Raw genomic sequence first — 17,485 nt, 5'->3', positions numbered from 1 at the left:
TTTTCGATCCGTCGTCCCGACCGCCTTGGACCAGGTCCTCATCAACCTGCTGAACGGCATCAGCTCCGGGCTGCTGCTGTTTCTGCTCAGCGCCGGCCTGACGCTGATCTTCAGCATGATGGGCGTGCTCAACTTCGCGCACGCCAGCTTCTACATGCTGGGGGCGTACTTCGCGTACACGATCAGCGGCGTGCTCGGCTTCTGGGTGGCCCTGGTGGCCGCGCCGCTGCTGGTGGGCCTCGCGGGCGCCGGGTTCGAGCGCGGCGTGCTGCGCAAGGTGCACAGGTTCGGCCACGTCGCCGAACTGCTGGTGACCTTCGGGCTGTCGTACGTGCTGCTCGAGGTCGTGCAGCTCGTCTGGGGGCGCACGTCGGTGCCCTTCGGCCCGCCGCCGGCGCTGGCCGGCACCGCGTTCACGCTGGTGTCGTCGTCGGCCGAGCCGATGCGCTTCGTGTTCGGCGTCGCGCCCGAGGAGATGTGCCGCCGCGGCGCCGAGGTGGCGGTCACCTGCACGCGCTACCCGCTCAACCGCGTGTTCCTCGCCGGCGTGGCCGTGGCGATGCTGCTGGCGCTGTGGCTGCTGCTGACGCGCACGCGCATCGGGCTGGTGATCCAGGCGGCGCTGACGCACCCCGAGATGGTCGAGGCGCTGGGCCACAACGTGCCGCGCGTGTTCATGCTCGTGTTCGGCACCGGCTGCGCGATGGCCGGACTGGCCGGCGTCGTCGGCGGCATCACCTTCGTCACCGAGCCGAACATGTCGCACATCGGGCCGATCATCTTCGCCGTCATCGTGATCGGCGGCATGGGCTCGCTGCCCGGCGCGTTCGTCGGCTCGATCCTCGTCGGCATGCTGCAGACGCTGCCGCTGACGGTCGACAAGTCGCTGGTGCACCTGGCGGCGGGCCTGGGCGTCACGGTCGGGCCGGACAGCTGGGCCTACCCGGTGGCCAAGATCACGCTCGCGCAGGCGGCGCCGATCCTGCCGTACCTGCTGCTGGTGCTGATCCTGATCCTGCGCCCGCGCGGGCTGCTCGGCACGCGCGAGGGGTGAGCCGTGACGCACGTGCGCGAGTCGCGGCCGCACTTCCACTTCCGCCCGTGGAACGTCGGGCGCTGGCTGCTGTGGGGGGTGTTCGCGGTCATGCTGGCCGTGGCGCCGATGGTGTGGACCAGCGGGCTGGCGCACACGCTGCTGTCGCAGATCGGCATCGCGATCATCGTGTGCCTGTCGTACAACGTGATCTTCGGCCAGGGCGGCATGCTCAGCTTCGGCCACGCGGTCTACAGCGGGCTCGGCGCGTACCTGGCGATCCACACGCTGAACCTGGTCAGCGCCGGCGGGCTGGCGCTGCCGGTGAGCCTGATCCCGCTCGTCGGCGGCCTCGCGGGGCTGTTCTTCGCCGCGCTGCTGGGCTACGTGACGACGAAGAAGGCCGGCACGACCTTCGCGATGATCACGCTGGGCATCGGCGAGCTGGTGTGGTCGATGTCGCTGATGCTGCCCGAGTTCTTCGGCGGCGAGGCCGGCGTCACCGGCAACCGCGTCGTCGGCAAGCCGGTGCTGGGCGTGAGCTACGGCCCGCAGGTGCAGGTCTACTATCTGATCGCGGTGTACTGCTTCGTCAGCACCGCGGCGATGTTCGCGCTGACGCGCACGCCGCTCGGGCGCATCCTCAACGCGGTGCGCGACAACCCCGAGCGGGTCGAGTTCATCGGCTACAACACGCAAAAGGTGCGCTACCTGGCCTTCATGATCGCGGGCTTTTTCGCCGGCATCGGCGGCGGGCTGACGGCGCTGAACTTCGAGATCGTCACCGCCGACGTGGTCGGCGCGGCGCGCTCGGGCGCGTACCTGCTGTTCGTGTTCCTCGGCGGCGCGACGTTCTTTTTCGGCCCGATCCTCGGCGGCGTGCTGATGGTCGTGGCGCTGGTGCTGCTGTCGGAGTGGACCAAGGCCTGGCTGCTGTACCTCGGGCTGATCTTCCTGTTCATGGTGATGTACGCGCCCGGCGGCATCGCCAGCCTGCTGATGATGAACCTGCGCGTGTCGGCGTTCGGCAAGCTCGGGCGCGTCGCCGCGAGCTACCTGGCGCTGGCCGGCACCGCGCTGACCGCGCTGCTGGGCGTCGCGGCGATGATCGAGATGGTCTACCACCGCCAGCTCAACGCCGCGCTGGGGCCCGAGCTGAGCTTCCTCGGCGCGACGCTGCACAGCGACCGCTTCGAGAGCTGGTTCGGCGCGGTGTTCGTGCTGGTCGTCGGCGCCGGACTGTTCGAGCTGACGCGGCGGCACTTCCGCCGCGAGTGGGACACGATCCAGCAGGAGATCGAGCAGGAGATCAAGCGCAGGGAGGCGCTGTGAGGGCCGCCACCGCAGCGCCTTCGGCGCTTCCGGCTCGCGAGGGACGCGGCGGCGCAGCGGCGAGGCCGGATGCGCGGCGGCCGCCCGATGCCTCGGCGTGCCGCGGCACCGGCGGCGCCAGCGGCGATGGTGCACCAACGACACGGTCGAGATGAGCCCAGCAACGCCAGCGGTCGAGCTGATCGACGTGCGCAAGAGCTTCGGCAAGACCGAGATCATCCGCGGCGCGAGCCTGGCCGTGCAGCCGGGCGAGCGCGTGGCGATCATCGGCCCCAACGGTGCCGGCAAGAGCACGCTGTTCAACCTGATCTCCGGGCGCTTCGGCGTGTCCGGCGGCGAGATCCGCCTGCACGGCGAGCGCATCGACGGGCGCACGCCGTTCGAGATCAACCGCAAGGGACTGGCGCGCAGCTTCCAGGTCAGCAACCTGTTCACGCGGCTGTCGGTGTTCGAGAACCTGCGCTGCGCGGCGCTGTGGAGCATGGGCCACCGCTACGCGTTCTGGAAGTTCCTCGCCGACCTGCGCGACGTCAACGACCGCGTCGAGCAGCTGCTCGAGATGATCAAGCTCGAGCGCCGCCGCGACGTGCTGGCGATGAACCTGACCTACGCGGAGCAGAGGGCGCTGGAGATCGGCATCACGATCGCCGGTGGCGCCAGTGTGGTGCTGCTCGACGAGCCGACCGCCGGCATGAGCAAGAGCGAGACGCGGCGCTTCGTGCAGCTGATCCGCGAGGTCACCGAGGGCAAGACGCTGCTCACCGTCGAGCACGACATGGGCGTCGTGTTCGGGCTGGCCGACAAGATCGCGGTGCTCGTCTACGGCGAGGTGATCGCCTTCGACACGCCCGACGCGGTGCGCGCGAACGCACGCGTGCAGGAGGCCTACCTCGGCTCGGTGCTGGCCGAACAGCAGGTGGCGGGGGCGTGAGGCCGTGCTGAAGCTCGACAACGTCCACGCGTTCTACGGCAAGAGCCACGTGCTGCACGGGGTGCACTTCGAGGTGCGCGCCGGCGAGATCGTCGCGCTGCTCGGGCGCAACGGCTCCGGGCGCTCGACCACCGTGAAGGCGATCATGGGCATGGTCGACGGCAGCGGCGCCATCGCGTGGCGCGACCAGCCGATCATGGGACGCAAGCCGTTCGAGATCGCGCATCTGGGCATCGGCTACGTGCCCGAGAACCGCGACATCTTTCCGAAGCTCACGGTGCACCAGAACCTGCAGCTCGGCGAGAAGCGCGGCGCGAAGGACGCGCGCTGGAGCTTCGACGACATGTACCGCCTGTTCCCGCGGCTCAAGGAGCGCCAGCACACCGAGGCCGGCGTGCTGTCGGGCGGCGAGCAGCAGATGCTCACGCTGTGCCGCACGCTGATGGGCGACCCCGACCTGATCATGATCGACGAGCCCACCGAGGGTCTGGCGCCGAAGATCGTCGAACTGGTCGCCGAGTATCTGCGCGAGCTCAAGCGCCGCGGCGTCTCGGTGCTGCTCGTCGAGCAGAAGCTGACGATCGCGCTCGAGGTCGCCGACCGCTGCCTGGTGATGGGCCATGGCCAGATCGTCTTCGAGGGCACGCCCGCCGAGCTGAAGGCCAACGCCTATATTCGCAAGGAGTGGCTGGAGGTCTAGCCGGCCGGGGCGCCGCCGCGCCGGGCGGGGGCTGTCGCCGCAGGGACACGGGCCGGCCTTCGGCGCCACCTAGAATCGAACGAGCGTGCTTTTTTGACCGATCCCCACGAGGAGTCCGCATGAGTGCCACCTACGAGCTGCGCGGCGACGTTGCCGTCGTCACGCTGAACAACCCGCCGGTCAACGGGCTCGGCCACGAGACGCGCAAGGCCTTCGCCGCCGGCATCGAGCGCGCACAGGGCGATGCCGCGGTCAGGGCGATCGTCATCACCGGCGCCGGCAAGGCGTTCTCCGGTGGCGCCGACATCCGCGAGTTCGGCTCGCCGAAGGCCCTGGCCGAGCCGAACCTGCTGAGCCTGATCAAGCTGCTCGAGGACTGCGACAAGCCCGTGGTCGCCGCGATCCACAGCGTGTGCATGGGCGGCGGGCTCGAGCTGTCGCTGGGCGCGCACTACCGCGTCGCAGCGCCCGGCGCGAACGTCGCGCTGCCCGAGGTGAAGATCGGCCTCGTGCCCGGCGCCGGCGGCACGCAGCGGCTGCCGCGCGTGCTCGGCGTCGAGACCGCGCTGAACATGATCGTCAGCGGCGAGCCGGTCAAGAGCGAGCTGCTCGCTTCGCTGCCGGGGCAGAAGCTGTTCGACCGCCTGATCGACGGCGACCTGCTCGACGGCGCGGTGGCGTTTGCGCGCGAGGTGGCCGACCGCCGTCCGCTGCCGCGCGTGCGCGACCTGAAGTGCGCGCACCCGCAGGGCGACGCGTACTTCCAGTTCGCGCGCAACACCGTCAAGGCGATGGCCCGACACTTCCCGGCGCCGGCGCGCTGCGTCGACTGCGTCGAGCAGTCGACGAAGACGAAGTTCGACGACGGCATGGTGTACGAACGCTCGGCGTTCCTCGCGCTGATGTCGACGCCCGAGTGCAAGGCGCTGCGCCACGCGTTCTTCGGCGAGCGTGCGGCGAGCAAGATCCCCGACGTGCCCGACGACACGCCGGTGCGCGAGGTCCGCAAGGTCGCCGTGATCGGCGCCGGCACGATGGGCGGCGGCATCAGCATGAACTTCCTCAACGCCGGCATCCCGGTGACGATCGTCGAGACCAAGGCCGAGGCGCTCGAGCGCGGCGTGGGCGTGGTGCGCAAGAACTACGAGGCGCAGGTCAAGAAGGGCAAGCTCGCGCAGGACAAGTACGAACAGCGCATGGCGCTGCTGACGACGACGCTGGCGTACGACGACGTCCGCGACGCCGACCTGGTGATCGAGGCCGTGTTCGAGGATATCGGCGTCAAGGAGCAGGTGTTCCGCCAGCTCGACGCCGTGGCCAAGCCGGGCGCGATCCTCGCGAGCAACACCTCGACGCTGGACCTCGACCGGATCGCCGCGTTCACGCAGCGCCCGCAGGACGTGGTCGGCATGCACTTCTTCAGCCCGGCCAACGTGATGAAGCTGCTCGAAGTCGTGCGCGGCGCGAAGACCGCCAAGGACGTGCTGGCCACCGTGATGGCGGTCGGCAAGAAGATCAAGAAGACCGCCGTCGTCTCGGGCGTGTGCGACGGCTTCATCGGCAACCGAATGGTCGAGCAGTACATCCGCCAGGCGCTGTTCATGCTCGAGGAGGGCGCGACACCGACGCAGATCGACAAGGCGATCGAGAAGTTCGGCTTCGCGATGGGGCCGTTCCGCATGAGCGACCTCGCCGGCAACGACATCGGCTGGGCGATCCGCAAGCGACGCTACGTCGAGAAGCCGCAGATCCGCTACAGCAGGGTCGCCGACCGCCTGTGCGAGCAGGGCCGCTTCGGACAGAAGACCGGCGCCGGCTGGTACGACTACCGGCCGGGCAGGCGCGACGCGATCCCGAGCCCGCTGGTCGAGCAGATGATCGCCGACCACCGCAAGGAGCTCGGCGTCCCGCCGCGCCAGCTCGGCGACGACGAGGTCGTCCAGCGGCTGGTGTTCGCGCTGGTCAACGAGGGCGCGAAGATCCTCGAGGAAGGCATCGCGAGCAAGGCCAGTGACATCGACATGGTCTACCTCACCGGCTACGGCTTCCCGCTGCACCGCGGCGGGCCGATGTGCTACGCCGACACTTTCGGCCTGTTCAACGTGGTGCAGGCGATGAAGCGCTTCGCGAAGAACCCGCACGACGATGCCGCGTTCTGGCAGCCCGCGCCGCTGCTGACCCGGCTCGTCGCCGAGAGCCGCACGCTGACCTGAGACAGCGCGCCCGCACGCCCCCGAAAGGACCGCACACCATGACCCGAGCCGTCATCGTCTCCACCGCCCGCACGCCCCTGGCCAAGAGCTGGAAGGGCGCCTTCAACATGACCCACGGCGCGTCGCTGGGCGGCCACGTCGTGCGCGCCGCCGTCGAACGCGCGGGCATCGACCCGGCCGCCGTCGAAGACGTGCTGATGGGCTGCGCCAACCCCGAGGGCGCGACCGGCATGAACATCGCGCGCCAGATCGCGCTGGCCGCCGGGCTGCCGATCACCGTGTCGGGCATGACGATCAACCGCTTCTGCTCGAGCGGGCTGCAGACCATCGCGATGGCGGCGCAGCGCATCGTCGCCGGCGAGGGCGACGTGTACGTGGCCGGCGGCGTCGAGAGCATCTCGTGCGTGCAGCAGGAGATGAACCAGCACATGCTGTTCGACCCGGCGCTGCAAAAGGCCAAGCCCGAGATCTACTGGAGCATGCTGCAGACCGCCGAGAACGTCGCGAAGCGCTACGGCATCGCCAAGGAGCGCATGGACGACTACGGTGCCGGCAGCCAGCAGAAGGCCTGCGCGGCGCAGGCGCAGGGGCTGTTCGACGCCGAGCTGGTGCCCATCACCGTGACCATGGGCGTGGCCGACCCGAAGCTGGGGCTGCGCACCAAGGAGGTCACGGTCAAGGCCGACGAGGGGCTGCGCCCGGGCACGACGGTCGAGTCGATCAGGGACATCCGCACCGCGCTGCCCGGCGGCGTGGTCACCGCCGGCAACGCCAGCCAGTTCAGCGACGGCGCCGGCGCCTGCGTCGTCGTCGACGAGGCTTACGCGCAGCGCAAGGGCCTGAAGCCGCTGGGCCGCTTCCTCGGCTTCGCGGTGGCCGGCTGCGAGCCCGACGAGATGGGCATCGGCCCGGTGTTCGCGGTGCCGAAGGTGCTGCAGCGACTGGGGCTGAAGGTCGACGACATCGACCTGTGGGAACTCAACGAGGCGTTCGCGGTGCAGGTGCTGTACTGCGCCGACAAGCTGGGTATCCCGATGGAGCGGCTGAACGTCAACGGCGGCGCGATCGCGATCGGCCACCCGTACGGCGTGTCGGGGCAGCGGCTCACGGGTCACGCGCTGATCGAAGGCAAGCGCCGCGGCGCGAAGAAGGTCTGCGTGACGATGTGCATCGGCGGTGGCATGGGCGCCGCGGGCATCTTCGAAGTGGTCTGAACCGCCCCCGAGGCGCTGTCGGCGCTTCTCCCCCGAGGGGGCGCCGCCAGCGGACCGGCCCGGCCGCACCCGCGGCGGGCGCTTGAAGACCTTCCCGAACGAGGTGCCCGTGGGAAACGACGTGCTGCGTACGCCGGACGAGCGGTTCGCGCAACTGCCGGGGTGGACGTCCATGCCGCGCTACTTCGACGACCTGGCCGGCTGCGAGGGGCTGCGGCTGCACTACGTCGACGAGGGGCCGCGCGACGCCGCGGTCACCGCGCTGTGCCTGCACGGCGAGCCGACCTGGGGTTACCTGTACCGGCGCATGCTGCCGGTGTTCACCGCCGCCGGGCTGCGCGTCGTGGTGCCCGACTTCTTCGGTTTCGGGCGTTCGGACAAACCGGTCGACGACGGCTGGTACACGTTCGAGCGCCACCGCGCGGCGATGCTCGCGTTCGTCGACCGGCTCGACCTGCACGGCGTGCTGCTGGTGGTGCAGGACTGGGGCGGGCTGATCGGGCTGACGCTGCCGCTGGCCGCGCCCGAACGCTACACGCGGCTGCTCGTGATGAACACCGGGCTGGGCACCGGCACCGTCACCGAGGGCTTCCGGCGCTGGCGCGACTACAACAACGCACAGCCTGATCTGGCGGTCGGCCGGCTGATCCAGCGCGGCTGCCCGCACCTGTCCGACGCCGAGGCGGCGGCGTACGACGCACCGTTCCCCGACCGCCGCCACAAGGCCGGCGTGCGCGCCTTCCCCAACCTGGTGCCCGACCGCGACGACGCGCCCGGCGCGGCGATCAGCCGCGACGCGCTGGCGTACTGGAAGACGCGCTGGGCGGGCGAGAGCTTCATGGCCATCGGCATGACCGACCCGGTGCTCGGCGCGCCGGCGATGCGCGGCCTGCACGCGGCGATCCGCGGCTGCCCGCCGCCGATGGAGATCGCCGACGCCGGCCACTTCGTGCAGGAGTGGGGCGAGCCGGTGGCCCGCGCCGCGCTGGCGCGCTTCGGACTCGACCGATGAATCCCGAACAACAGGACGTGCTGCTGGCCTTCGGTCGTGACGTGCTGGCGAGCCAGCCGTTCAGCCGCCTGCTCGGCGCCGAGCTCGAGGCGTTGCGCCCTGGCCACTGCGTGCTCGCGCTGGCGATCAGCGAACCGCTGCGCCAGCAGCACGGCTTCGTGCACGGCGGCGTGCTCAGCTACCTGGCCGACAACGCACTGACCTACGCCGGCGGCACCGCGCTGCGCGTGCCGGTGGTCACTTCCGAGTTCAAGATCAACTACCTGCGCCCGGCGGTCGGTGCATGGCTGGTGGCGCGCGCCGACGCGGTGCACGTCAGCCGCAGCCAGGCGGTGTGCCGTTGCGACGTCGTCATGGTCGGCGACGACGGCAGCGAGAAGCTGTGCGCCGTCGCGCTGGGCACGATCGCCCGGCTCGGCGAGGCGCCACCGGCGTCGACCGCGAAGCGCGAGGACTGAACACGATGCGCGACACCGTCGACTTCCTGCTGCACGACTGGCTGCGCGTCGAGGCGCTGGTCGGGCGCCCGCGCTTTGCCGACCACTCGCGCGAGACCTTCGCGCAGGTGCTCGACACCTGCGAGCGCATCGCGCGCGACAAGTACGCGCCGTTCAACCGCCTCGTCGACACCGAGGAGCCGCGTGTCGTGCCGGGCCCGGACGGCGGCACGGTGATCCTGCCGCAGGCCACGCACGACGCCTGGGCCGCCTACGCCGCCTCGGGCATGCTCGCCGCGGCGCAGGACTACGCGATCGGCGGCATGCAGCTGCCGTACACCGTCGAGGCCGCGGCCAACGCCTTCTTCGCGAAGGCCTCGGTCAGCATCGGCGCCGGCATGCTGACCACCGGCAACGCCAACCTGCTGATGGCGCACGGCACCGCAGCGCAGCAGCGCGTGTTCGCGCACGCCGAGTTCGCCGGCCGCTGGTCGGGCACGATGTGCCTGAGCGAGCCGCAGGCCGGGTCGAGCCTGTCGGACATCACGATGCGCGCCGAGCCCGACGGCGACGACTTCGAGTCCGATCCGCTCGGGCCGCGCTACCGGCTGCGCGGCCACAAGATGTGGATCTCTGCCGGCGAGCACGAGCTGACCGAGAACATCGTGCACCTGGTGCTGGCGAAGATCCCGGCGCCCGACGGCCGGCTGGTGCCCGGCACCAAGGGCATCTCGCTGTTCATCGTGCCCAAGCGCCTGGTCGACGCCGACGGGCACCTCACCGGCGAGCGCAACGACGTGGTGCTGGCGGGGCTGAACCACAAGTGCGGCTGGCGCGGCACGACGAACACGCTGCTGAACTTCGGCGAGGGTCGCTTCATGCCGGGCGGGCGCGCCGGCGCGGTCGGCTGGCGCGTCGGCGCGCCGGGCGACGGCCTGCGCTGCATGTTCCACATGATGAACGAGGCGCGCATCGGCGTGGGCATGGCCGCGACGATGCTGGGCATGGCGGGCTTCGAGGCGTCGCTGCAGTACGCGAAGCAGCGGCCCCAGGGCCGGCCGCTGGCCGGCCCTCCGAGGCACGGCGGGCCGATCACCGGCAGCGGCAAGGACCCGACGCAGCCGCAGGTGCCGATCGTCGAACACGCCGACGTCAAGCGCATGCTGCTGGCGCAGAAGGCCTACGCCGAGGGCGCGCTGGCGCTCGAGCTGTACTGCGCGCGGCTGGTCGACGAGATGCACACCGGTGACGCCGCCGCGTCGGCCGACGCGAGACGGTTGCTCGACGTGCTGACGCCGGTGGCCAAGAGCTGGCCCAGCGAGTGGTGCCTGGAGGCGAACTCGCTGGCGATCCAGGTGCTCGGCGGTTACGGCTACACGCGCGACTTCCCGGTCGAGCAGTACTGGCGCGACAACCGCCTGAACATGATCCACGAGGGCACGCACGGCATCCAGGCACTGGACCTGCTGGGGCGCAAGGTGGTGATGGACGGCGGCGCCGGGCTGAAGCTGCTCGCCGCGCGCGTCGACGACACGATCCGGTGCTGCGGCCGGGTCGAGGGCCTCGCGCAGCCGGCAAACGCGCTGGCCGCCGCGCTGCAGCGCGTCGGCGCGGCGACGAAGTCGGCGTGGGCCACTGGCGTGCCCGAGGAGGCGCTGGCCAACGCCACGCCGTACCTGCAGGCCTTCGGCCACGTCGTGCTGGCGTGGATCTGGCTCGACGTCGCGCTGGCCGCGCAGCGCCTGCCCGACGGCGCGGCGAAGCGCGGCCGGTTCGCCGCGATGCGCTACTTCTTCGCCTACGAGCTGCCCAAGATCGACGCGTGGCTGGCGGTCGTCGCGTCGCGCGAGGCGGTGTGCCGGCAGATGGACCCGGCGTGGTTCTGAGCGCCGGACGCGACCGTGAAGACGGGCACCGTCGAGACGCTGGCGTGGGTGCTGATCTTCGCCGGCGCGCTGCTGCTCGCCTGGGGCCTGTTCGCCGCGCGGCAGAGCGTGGTGGTCGGCGGCGCGATGATCGTCGTCGGCGCGGTCGCCGCCGCGGCCGGCGTGGCGCTGATCGTCGTGCGCTCGCGCATGCAAGATCCCACCCGTTGAGCGCCGCCGTGCCGGCGCGTGTCCTGCACTGAACCGGAGACGACCCCGATGAGCACCCCCGTCCAGCAACTGTTCGACCTCACGGGCCAGACCGCGCTCGTCACCGGCGGCTCGCGCGGCCTGGGCCTGCAGATCGCCGAGGCGCTCGGCGAGGCCGGCGCGAAGATCCTGCTGACATCGCGCAAGGCCGCCGACCTCGAGGAGGCCGCCGCCGACCTCAGCACCAGGGGCATCGACGCGCGCTGGGTCGCCGCCGACGCCAGCCACGGCGACGACGTGAAGCGTGTCGTCGACGAGGCGATGCAGCGCCTGGGCCGCATCGACATCCTCGTCAACAACGCCGGCGCGACCTGGGGCGCGCCGGCCGAGGACTACCCGCTCGAGGCGTGGGACAAGGTGATGAACCTGAACATCCGCAGCATGTTCCTGTTCTCGCAGGCCGCGGGCAAGGCGAGCATGATCCCGCGGCGCAGCGGGCGCATCATCAACGTCGCGTCGATCGCCGGCCTCGGCGGCTCGCTCGAGATGAAGTTCATCGCCTACGGCACCAGCAAGGGCGCCGCGGTGAACTTCACGCGCACGCTGGCCGGCGAGTGGGGGCCGTACGGCATCACGGTCAACGCGCTGGCGCCGGGCTTCTTCCCGAGCAAGATGACCAAGGGCGTGATCTCGCAGTTCGGCGCCGAGACGCTGGCCGCGCGCGCGCCGCTGCGCCGCCTCGGCGACGACGACGACCTGAAGGGCGCCGCGCTGCTGTTCGCCAGCGCCGCCGGCAAGCACATCACCGGACAGATCCTCGCCGTCGACGGCGGCGTCAGCGCGGTGCACGGCGGGTGAGCGAGCCGGTGCAGTTCCCGGTGCGCATCCCGTTCGTCGAGGAGCTGGGGCTGGAGCTGCACGCCTTCGGCGGCGGCGCCGCCGAGATCCGCGTCGACCTCGCCGAGGCGCACCTGAACTCGTTCGCCGTCGCGCACGGCGGCGTGCTGATGACGATGCTCGACGTCGCGATGGCGCACGCCGCGCGCAGCCTCGACGCCGACGACCCGCGCCGCGCGCGCGGCGTCGTGACGATCGAGATGAAGACCACGTTCATGCGCCCGGCCGAGGGCCGGCTGGCGGCGCAGGGTCGCCTGCTGCACCGCACCGCCACGCTGGCCTTCTGCGAGGCGTCGGTGGCCGACGACCACGGCCGGCTGTGCGCGCACGCCAGCGGCACGTTCAAGTACCTGCGCGCGCTGCCCGCGCGCGATCGCGCGCTCAAGACCCTGCAGCGCACCCCGCCCTCCACGGAGTCCATGCCATGACCACCCTCGTCAACCAGCAGATCGTGCTCGCGTCCCGCCCCACCGGCGAGGCCACGCTCGACAACTTCCGCCTCGTCGAGTCGAGCGTCGACCCCGACGCACTGGCCGAGGGCCAGGTGCTCGTGCGCAACCACTACCTCAGCCTCGACCCGTACATGCGCGGGCGCATGAACGAGGGCAAGAGCTACGCGCAGCCGCAGCCGCTGGGCGAGGTGATGATCGGCGGCACCGTCGGCGAGGTGATCGCGTCGCGCAACCCGCGCTTCGCCGTCGGCGACAGGGTCGTCGGCATGGGCGGCTGGCAGCAGTACCAGCTGGTCGAGGCGCACCAGCGCGAGGTGCTGCGCAAGGTCGACACCACGCACGTGCCGCTGACCGCCTACCTCGGCGCGGTGGGGATGCCGGGCGTCACCGCGTGGGTCGGGCTGCACACGATCGTCGAGCCCAAGGCCGGCGAGACGGTGGTCGTCAGCGCCGCCAGCGGTGCCGTCGGCGGCGTCGTCGGCCAACTCGCCAAGGCCAAGGGGTGCCGTGCGGTGGGCATCGCCGGCGGCCCCGAGAAGTGCGCCTTCGTCACCGACGAGCTCGGCTTCGACGCCTGCGTCGACTACAAGGCGCACCGCGACCTGAAGTCGCTCGCGCAGGCGCTCAAGGCCGCGTGCCCCGACGGCATCGACGGCTGCTTCGAGAACGTCGGCGGCCTCGTGCTCGACGCGGTGATGCTGCGCATGAACGCCTTCGGCCGCATCGCGCTGTGCGGCATGATCAGCGGCTACGACGGACAACCGATCCCGATGGCCAACCCGGCGCTGATCCTGGTGTCTCGGCTCAAGCTGCAGGGCTTCATCGTCAGCGAGCACATGCCGCTGTGGCCCGCGGCGCTGGGCGAGCTCGGCGCGATGGTCGCCGCCGGCCGGTTGAAGTACCGCGAGTCGATCGCCCAGGGACTGGCCAGCGCGCCCGAAGCCTTCCTCGGGCTGCTCAAGGGCCGCAACTTCGGCAAGCAGCTCGTGAAGCTCACCTGACGCCGATGCTCGGCTGGTCGTGGTCCCGCTTCGCCGACGTCGGCGTCGACGGCGTGTACGACGCGCTGCAGCTGCGCTGCCGCGTGTTCGTTCTCGAGCAGGGGCCGTACCTGGATCCCGACGGCCTCGACCGGACGGCGTGGCACCTGCTCGGGCGCGACGCCACGGGCGCGCTGCGCGCCTACCTGCGCGTCGTCGACGCCGGTGCCAGGTACGCCGAGCCGTCGATCGGGCGCGTCGTCACGGCGCCCGAGGTGCGCGGCGCCGGACTCGGGCACGCGCTGGTCGCCGAGGGCGTCGCCGGTTGCGAGCGCGCCTGGCCCGGGCGCGCGATCCGCATCAGCGCGCAGTCGCACCTGCGGCGCTTCTACGCGCGCCACGGCTTCGCCGCGACGGGCGACGACTACCTCGAGGACGGCATCGCCCACGTGCAGATGCTGCGCCAGGGCGGCGCCCGGACCGCATCCCCGATCCCCTCAGCGACAGGAGAGCAGCGATGAAGACCTTGAAGGGCCGCACCGCGGTCATCACCGGCGCGGCGTCGGGTTTCGGCCTCGAGGCCGCGCGCATCGCCGCGCGCGAGGGCATGAACGTCGTGATGGCCGACGTGCAGCCCGACGCGCTCGAACTGTCGGCGCACGAGGTGCGCGACCTCGGCGCGCCGGTGCTGGCGCTTCGCGTCGACGTGTCGAACGCCGCCGACGTCGACGCGCTCGGCGCCGCGACGCGCGAGCGCTTCGGCGCGCCGCACTTCGTGTTCAACAACGCCGGCGTCGGCGCCGGCGGGCTGATCTGGGAACACTCGGTGCACGACTGGGAGTGGGTGATCGGCGTCAACCTGATGGGGGTGGCGCACGGCGTGCGCGTGTTCGCGCCGATGATGCTCGAGGCGGCGAAGGCCGACCCCGGCTACGAGGGTCACATCGTCAACACCGCGTCGATGGCCGGGCTGCTGAGCCCGCCGAACATGGGCGTGTACAACGTCACCAAGCACGCGGTGGTGGCACTGTCGGAGACCCTGTACCAGGACCTCGCGCTGGTCACCGACCAGGTCACCGCGTCGGTGCTGTGCCCGTACTTCGTGCCCACCGGCATCCACCGCAGCGAGCGCAACCGTCCGACCGACCGGCCGAGCGCGCCGCCGACGCGCAGCCAGATGATCGCCCAGGCGATGAGCGACAAGGCGGTGACCAGCGGCAAGGTGACCGCGGCGCAGGTCGCGCAGGCGGTGTTCGACGCGCTGCGCGCGCGGCGCTTCTACGTCTACAGCCACCCGCACGCGCTGAAGAGCGTGCGCACGCGGCTCGAGGACATCGTGCAGCAGCGCAACCCCACCGACCCGTTCGTCGACAAGCCCGAACTCGGTGCCCAGTTGCGCGCGGCGCTGCGTGCCGCGGACTGACGGCGAACACCCACGCGGCGTCTTCGGCGACTTCGCCTCGGGCCGTGAGGGGATCCTGTCGGACCTCGTCAGGCGCGGCCAGCGCGCCGGCGCGGCCGCAGGACGGTCGCAGCTTCCCGCGGCCCGACCTGCGGGCGCCCGTGCCCGGACGGTGACCGCCTGGCGGTGCGCCGGCACACCCTGAACCGCTTCGCTCGGCCCCCGGGCCAGTTTGTCAGATTCTGTTGCCGGCACTGGCCGCGGCGCCATGGCGCGGCTACGCTGTGGGGGGACCGCTGCGCGACGCGGTCGGGCGTGCGGGGAGGTGGTCATGGGGCAGCAGCGCTCGTTCGACGACTCGTCGCTATGGCGGGTCAGCGCCTTCGAGCGCTTCCAGCGCGACACCGGCAGCAGCGGCTACGCGCAGTTCGACGGGCCGACCGTGCTGCCGACCACCCTGGTGGCCGACCTGCGTCGCCACGACACCGACGCCTCACGCGGCGACGTGCTCGAGATCGTCGCCGCGTGCCTGCGCCACCGCGAGTCGGCGCTGCTGTACCTGCGCCACGACGGTCTGGTCTGGCCGGTCACGCTGTTCCCGGCGTCGGACCTGTACCACGCTCCGCACCCGTTGCAGCCCGGCGGCGCGTCGGGGCTCGCCGACGTCGCGCTGCTGGCCATCGAGCCGCCGGCGCTGCGGCCGCCGGGGCACTACCAGCGCGACCGCGTCGGCCGCGAGGACCTGTACCGGCCTCTCGCGCCGCTGCTGTGGCAGCTCGCGCTGCACGGCCCGCGCGATCGGCTGCTCGCCGAGATCGGCGGCACCGCGGCGTACCGCGCGATCGGCAACGTGCAGGCCGCGGGCTTGACCGCGCCCGGCGCACTGGCGCCCGCGCTCGAGCGGCTGCGCCGCGAGACCGCGTCGCTGCGCGAGATCGCCACCTGGCCCGGGGTCGGCGTCGAGCGCGGAGCGCGGCTGCTCAACGCGCTGTACCTGCTGCGCTCGCTGATGGTGATGCGCTCGCACCCGGCGGCGCGCCCCGAGCCGGTCGACCGCACGCCGCGGCGCGGGCTGCGATGACGCGCGGCAGCGGGGTTTTCGGCTAACCTTCGACGCTTTGCCGCGGCGCGTGCCCCACCGGGCGCGACGTCGCGGCGGCGCCTGCGCCGCGACCGGCGGCCCCGCGGCGTGCCCACGACGGAGACCCTCTTCGTGTTTCGCAGCTTCGAGCGGCTGGTACAGCCGTACCCCGACGCGGTGCCGTCGGCGCCGCCACGCGGCTTCTTCGCGTTCCTGTGGGCCTGCGCCGAGGGGATGCGCCCGCTGATCCTCGGCATGACGCTGCTGACCGCGGTGATCGGCGCGTTCGAGGCGCTGCTGTTCGCGATGCTCGGCCGCGTCGTCGACTGGCTCGGCGCCGCGACGCCGGCCACGCTGTGGGACGAGCACCGCGGCAGCCTGTTGCTGCTGGCGGCGATCCTCGCCGCCAGCCCCGTCGTCGTCGCCGCGCAGACGATGCTCAAGCACCAGGCGCTGGCCGGCAACTTCCCGATGCGGCTGCGCTGGAACTTCCACCGCCTGCTGCTCGGCCAGAGCCTGGGCTTCTACCAGGACGAGTTCGCCGGGCGCATCGCCACCAAGGTGATGCAGACCGCGCTCGCGGTGCGCGACGTCTGGATGATCCTCGCCGACATCCTGGTGTTCGTCGTCATCTACTTCGTGACGATGGTCGCCGTGGTCGGGTCGTTCGACCTGTGGGTGCTGGTGCCGTTCCTCGGCTGGCTCGCGCTGTACGTCCTGGCGCTGTGGTACTTCGTGCCACGGCTCGGCCGCGTGGCCAAGGAGCAGGCCGACGCGCGCTCGCTGATGACCGGGCGCATCACCGACGCGTACACCAACATCGCCACCGTCAAGCTGTTCAGCCACGCACGCCGCGAGGCCGGTTACGCGAAGAGCGCGATGCAGGAGTTCATGCGCTCGGTGCACGCGCAGATGCGGCTGGTCAGCGGCTTCGAGGTCGTCAACCACACGCTGAGCATGATGCTGATCGCCGCCACCGCCGGCGTCACGCTGTGGCTGTGGACGCGCGGCGGGGTGGGCATCGGCGCGGTCGCCGCGGCCACCGCGATGGCGCTGCGCCTGAACGGCATCTCGCACTGGATCATGTGGGAGTTCGCCGCGCTGTTCGAGAACATCGGCACGGTGCAGGACGGCATCAACACGCTGGCGCGGCGGCGTACCGTGGTCGACCGCGCCGATGCGAGGCCGCTCGAAGTCAGCCGCGGCGAGATCCGCTTCGAGCACGTCGACTTCGCCTACGGCGGCGAGCGCAAGGTCATCGACGACCTGTCGCTGGTGATCCGCCCAGGCGAGAAGATCGGGCTGGTCGGGCGCTCGGGCGCCGGCAAGAGCACGGTCGTGAACCTGCTGCTGCGCTTCTACGACGTCGAGCGCGGTCGCATCCTGATCGACGGCCAGGACATCGCCGACGTCACGCAGGACAGCCTGCGCGCGAGCATCGGCATGGTCACGCAGGACACCTCGCTGCTGCACCGCTCGGTGCGCGAGAACATCGTCTACGGCCGCCCCGACGCCGACGACGCGCAGATGACCGCGGCGGCCCGGCGCGCCGAGGCGCACGAGTTCGTGCAGACGCTGGTCGACCCGAAGGGCCGCAGCGGCTACGACGCGCACGTCGGCGAGCGCGGCGTCAAGCTCTCGGGGGGGCAGCGCCAGCGCATCGCGATCGCCCGCGTGATGCTCAAGGACGCGCCGATCCTGCTGCTCGACGAGGCCACCAGCGCGC

The 17,485-nt window shown here is 71.4% G+C and carries 17 protein-coding genes; all 17 read left to right on the top strand.

The genetic code is table 11. The features are described 5' to 3' along the window. Positions 1–25: 25 nt before the first annotated feature. Positions 26–1,054, top strand: coding sequence for a branched-chain amino acid ABC transporter permease (locus tag PKC53_RS15095; RefSeq protein ID WP_324430042.1), 1,029 nt, complete (start codon positions 26–28; stop codon positions 1,052–1,054). 3 nt (positions 1,055–1,057) lie between these two features. After that, complete coding sequence (locus PKC53_RS15090) at positions 1,058–2,365, top strand: branched-chain amino acid ABC transporter permease (RefSeq protein ID WP_324430040.1); 1,308 nt, start codon at positions 1,058–1,060, stop codon at positions 2,363–2,365. A 151-nt stretch (positions 2,366–2,516) separates the two neighbouring features. Continuing rightward, entirely contained in the window at positions 2,517–3,296 is a 780-nt protein-coding gene (locus tag PKC53_RS15085; protein ID WP_324430038.1) for an ABC transporter ATP-binding protein, read from the top strand. A gap of 4 nt (positions 3,297–3,300) precedes the next feature. Continuing rightward, a complete protein-coding gene (locus PKC53_RS15080; protein WP_324430036.1) occupies positions 3,301–3,996 on the top strand; it encodes an ABC transporter ATP-binding protein in 696 nt (231 codons plus the stop codon). A 119-nt stretch (positions 3,997–4,115) separates the two neighbouring features. Next, entirely contained in the window at positions 4,116–6,209 is a 2,094-nt protein-coding gene (locus tag PKC53_RS15075; protein ID WP_324430034.1) for a 3-hydroxyacyl-CoA dehydrogenase NAD-binding domain-containing protein, read from the top strand. Between the two features lie 38 nt (positions 6,210–6,247). Next, entirely contained in the window at positions 6,248–7,423 is a 1,176-nt protein-coding gene (locus PKC53_RS15070; protein WP_324430032.1) for an acetyl-CoA C-acyltransferase, read from the top strand. Positions 7,424–7,532: 109 nt separating this feature from the next. Next, entirely contained in the window at positions 7,533–8,435 is a 903-nt protein-coding gene (locus tag PKC53_RS15065) for a haloalkane dehalogenase (protein ID WP_324430030.1), read from the top strand. Continuing rightward, positions 8,432–8,893 carry a PaaI family thioesterase gene (locus tag PKC53_RS15060; RefSeq protein WP_324430028.1) on the top strand — a complete coding sequence of 154 codons (462 nt, stop codon included), beginning with the start codon at positions 8,432–8,434 and terminating at the stop codon, positions 8,891–8,893. Before PKC53_RS15065 ends, PKC53_RS15060 begins: the two co-directional genes overlap by 4 nt. 5 nt (positions 8,894–8,898) lie before the next feature. After that, complete coding sequence (locus PKC53_RS15055; protein WP_324430025.1) at positions 8,899–10,758, top strand: acyl-CoA dehydrogenase; 1,860 nt, start codon at positions 8,899–8,901, stop codon at positions 10,756–10,758. A 15-nt stretch (positions 10,759–10,773) separates the two neighbouring features. After that, positions 10,774–10,968 carry a hypothetical protein gene (locus tag PKC53_RS15050; RefSeq protein WP_324430023.1) on the top strand — a complete coding sequence of 65 codons (195 nt, stop codon included), beginning with the start codon at positions 10,774–10,776 and terminating at the stop codon, positions 10,966–10,968. A gap of 48 nt (positions 10,969–11,016) precedes the next feature. Then, a complete protein-coding gene (locus PKC53_RS15045) occupies positions 11,017–11,805 on the top strand; it encodes an SDR family oxidoreductase (protein WP_324430021.1) in 789 nt (262 codons plus the stop codon). After that, positions 11,802–12,272, top strand: a complete 471-nt coding sequence (locus tag PKC53_RS15040) for a PaaI family thioesterase (protein ID WP_324430019.1) — start codon at positions 11,802–11,804, stop codon at positions 12,270–12,272. The genes PKC53_RS15045 and PKC53_RS15040 overlap by 4 nt, the downstream gene beginning before the upstream one ends. Continuing rightward, positions 12,269–13,297, top strand: a complete 1,029-nt coding sequence (locus tag PKC53_RS15035; RefSeq protein ID WP_324430017.1) for an NADP-dependent oxidoreductase — start codon at positions 12,269–12,271, stop codon at positions 13,295–13,297. The genes PKC53_RS15040 and PKC53_RS15035 overlap by 4 nt, the downstream gene beginning before the upstream one ends. 5 nt (positions 13,298–13,302) lie before the next feature. Further along, a complete protein-coding gene (locus PKC53_RS15030) occupies positions 13,303–13,797 on the top strand; it encodes a GNAT family N-acetyltransferase (protein ID WP_324430015.1) in 495 nt (164 codons plus the stop codon). After that, entirely contained in the window at positions 13,794–14,699 is a 906-nt protein-coding gene (locus PKC53_RS15025; protein WP_324430013.1) for an SDR family oxidoreductase, read from the top strand. Before PKC53_RS15030 ends, PKC53_RS15025 begins: the two co-directional genes overlap by 4 nt. A gap of 310 nt (positions 14,700–15,009) precedes the next feature. Next, on the top strand, positions 15,010–15,759 hold the full coding sequence (locus tag PKC53_RS15020; protein WP_324430009.1) for a hypothetical protein: 750 nt from the start codon (positions 15,010–15,012) through the stop codon (positions 15,757–15,759). A gap of 132 nt (positions 15,760–15,891) precedes the next feature. Beyond that, the coding region (locus PKC53_RS15015; protein ID WP_324430007.1) for an ABC transporter ATP-binding protein at positions 15,892–17,485 on the top strand (1,594 nt) is incomplete at its 3' end.

The organism is Azohydromonas sp. (genome assembly GCF_035325925.1).
In the GTDB taxonomy this organism is placed as follows: domain Bacteria; phylum Pseudomonadota; class Gammaproteobacteria; order Burkholderiales; family Burkholderiaceae_C; genus Calidifontimicrobium.
Note: the sequence above shows the minus strand (reverse complement) of the source record. Positions and strands in the feature narration are given on the sequence as shown.

Coding starts and splice junctions, on each gene's coding strand:
- PKC53_RS15085 (WP_324430038.1), top strand. CDS start 2,517: ATGAGCCCAGCAACGCCAGCGGTCGAGCTGATCGACGTGCGCAAGAGC.
- PKC53_RS15075 (WP_324430034.1), top strand. CDS start 4,116: ATGAGTGCCACCTACGAGCTGCGCGGCGACGTTGCCGTCGTCACGCTG.
- PKC53_RS15070 (WP_324430032.1), top strand. CDS start 6,248: ATGACCCGAGCCGTCATCGTCTCCACCGCCCGCACGCCCCTGGCCAAG.
- PKC53_RS15060 (WP_324430028.1), top strand. CDS start 8,432: ATGAATCCCGAACAACAGGACGTGCTGCTGGCCTTCGGTCGTGACGTG.
- PKC53_RS15055 (WP_324430025.1), top strand. CDS start 8,899: ATGCGCGACACCGTCGACTTCCTGCTGCACGACTGGCTGCGCGTCGAG.
- PKC53_RS15045 (WP_324430021.1), top strand. CDS start 11,017: ATGAGCACCCCCGTCCAGCAACTGTTCGACCTCACGGGCCAGACCGCG.
- PKC53_RS15035 (WP_324430017.1), top strand. CDS start 12,269: ATGACCACCCTCGTCAACCAGCAGATCGTGCTCGCGTCCCGCCCCACC.
- PKC53_RS15030 (WP_324430015.1), top strand. CDS start 13,303: ATGCTCGGCTGGTCGTGGTCCCGCTTCGCCGACGTCGGCGTCGACGGC.
- PKC53_RS15025 (WP_324430013.1), top strand. CDS start 13,794: ATGAAGACCTTGAAGGGCCGCACCGCGGTCATCACCGGCGCGGCGTCG.
- PKC53_RS15020 (WP_324430009.1), top strand. CDS start 15,010: ATGGGGCAGCAGCGCTCGTTCGACGACTCGTCGCTATGGCGGGTCAGC.